The sequence below is a fragment of the Vagococcus sp. WN80Y genome (assembly GCF_059621045.1).
This window is the reverse complement of record NZ_JCAQHY010000002.1, coordinates 384-2,731: the sequence shown is the minus strand read 5'-3', so window position 1 is coordinate 2,731 and position 2,348 is coordinate 384. Positions and strand designations below refer to the sequence as shown.

Here is a 2,348-nt window from a genome sequence, read left to right as displayed (position 1 = left end):
AGCTCCTTTACTTTTTTGGCTAAGCGTTCAAGGGCAGCGGTTAAGACCGCAGTGGTACAAGCCAAGCTGATCCGTTGGAACTGTTGGCCTTCTTCACCGAATAAATTGCCGGGATCGAGAACTAAGTGACAGTCGTGAACAAGGAAGTCAGTTAGGGCGTCATCGGTCATACCAAGGGCTTGGCAGTTGAACCACTGGAGATAAGTCCCTTCTAATGGGGAAATCGTGAACTCTGGCAAATACTCAGTCATAAAAGCGTCAAAGACTTGCCGATTGATTTCGACTAGCTCTAAGAAATCAGTCAGCCACGTCTCGCACTGGTTATAGGCTAACTCACAGGCTTTCGGTCCAATGGCATTCAACAAGTGAAAGCCGTCGGCTCCTTGAACGGCGGTATATCGCTCTCGCAATTCAGGGTTAGCGATCACGACATTCGCTGTTTGGAGGCCAGCCAGATTAAAGCTCTTACTCGGTGCGGTTAGAATCACTGAATTGGCTTGAGCCTCTGCCGACAAGGTACTGAAGACGGTATGCTGAAAGCCCGGTGAAATCAGGTCGAAATGGATTTCATCGGAAACAACCACCACCTGATGCTGACGACAAATGCGGTCGACTTCTTCTAGTTCCGCTTGGCGCCAAACACGGCCTACTGGATTATGTGGGCTACAAAAAATCAATAAGCGGGTCTGAGGCAAGCTGGCTTTGGCTTCTAGGTCCACAAAATCAATGGTGTAGTGACCGTTCTGATTGACGAGTGAACTGGCGATCACCTCACGACCAGAATTTTCAATGGCCGCTCTAAAAGGATAATAAACAGGGGATAAAATCAAGACCCCCTCGCCCACTTCCGTATAAGCTTTCACTGAATGGTAAAGAGCCGTCACGATGCCCGGTGAAACAACCAACCAGTCTTTTTCAACCTGCCACTGATGACGGCGTGCCATCCAATCGATGACCGCCTCATAATAAGTTTCGGTTGGTTGAGTGTAGCCTAAAACCATGGTATCAAGGTAAGTCTTCAAGCCCTCAATCAGCTCTGGTGGATGAAGTAAATCAGTATCGGCCACGGATAAGGGCACGATATCTGTTGGTAAATCGGGATAACTGTCGCGCATTTGGCGCCATTTAGCTGAACCGTCGGCCAAACGATCGCGACTGGTAATAAAATCATAGGTCATTTGAATCCTCCTTTTTTCTTTGAAACGAATTAGTTAAAAGCAATGCTAGCGAAGATTCCTGCTAATATGGCTGACACAAGAGAGACGGAAACGACGCCTGCGATGATCATTTTAGGCATCATATAGGCGGTTAAATAATCCGCTTCGGCTTGGTCACTGGTCGCGCCTTTAATGGCTTCGGTCGTTAAGGCAAAATTAAAGGGAAAACCAAGGAAACAGTTCAGGCCAATCGCAAAGGTCATGTAAGGCGAGTAACCAAAAAGCTTGCCGAAAAAGTAGGTGGCAAGGAAAATCGCCACTAAAGCAATCACCATCAAAATGACAATTTTAACGATTAAGGCCACTACAACTGACCATGTAGCCAAGGCAAAGGAACTCATAAAGCTGGCAAATAGGGCCAAATTAAGAATGCCTGTCGAGGCTGATTTATCCATAGGTTTGGGTTCGATTAAACCGAAATAACCTAAGATAATTCCCACGATAATCTGGACAATCGCGTTATTAAGACCCGTGACTTGAGTCAGCACTTGGCAGAGATAGCCTAAACAGACTAACAACGCTAAATAATAAGTCGGAGACCGAAATCGCTCTGGAACAAGGTCGTATAGCGGACGCCGAGGGGCGTCTGTTTGGGCTTCTTCTGACGTTGTTTCTGTACCAGAAACGGTTTTAGAAACAGATGAGGCTGTGGTCTCTCGGTAATCACTAAGCAATCGCTGACTTTCTTTGCCAAGAATCGTCGCCGTTAGTGGGAAGCCGAAAAAGCCGTGCATCACAAAAATCATCATGGCTAGCATGCCTAATTCGGGCTTGCCAGCTTCGGTGGCAGCACCTTGCATGATTAAAGCTGCCATGCCCCCACCGGTCATTGGACCTGCGGCAGTAAAAGCGGTGGCCTTATCAAATATCAAATAAAATGGCGGTAACGATGCCAGCGACAGCCGCCAGAGTAGTGACAACAACCTTCCACTCCCTAAGCATATCTTTGACATTAAACATGGTGCCGACGTGAATTAGAATAAACGAAATCATAATATCGGATAAGGTTTTAATCCCGGATATCTCTAAGATATCTTTCGGAAAAATCGTCCAAAATCCAACTAAAAAAATAACGGCTACCACTAACATTTGTGGCACACGACCTTTTGAAACGGTTGAGATCAGATCGCC

General features: G+C 46.6%; 2 protein-coding genes and 1 pseudogene. All 3 read right to left on the bottom strand.

Annotated elements, in window-relative coordinates; all coding sequences use genetic code 11:
* Positions 1–1,178 (bottom strand): MalY/PatB family protein (locus AC5KOD_RS01370; protein ID WP_496912756.1); only part of this gene is annotated, 1,178 nt, incomplete at its 3' end.
* Between the two features lie 29 nt (positions 1,179–1,207).
* Positions 1,208–2,137, bottom strand: a complete 930-nt coding sequence (locus AC5KOD_RS01365) for a hypothetical protein (protein WP_496912755.1) — start codon at positions 2,135–2,137, stop codon at positions 1,208–1,210.
* A pseudogene (locus tag AC5KOD_RS01360) lies at positions 2,079–2,348 on the bottom strand (hypothetical protein); the annotation flags it as partial. The gene AC5KOD_RS01365 and the pseudogene AC5KOD_RS01360, both read right to left, overlap by 59 nt.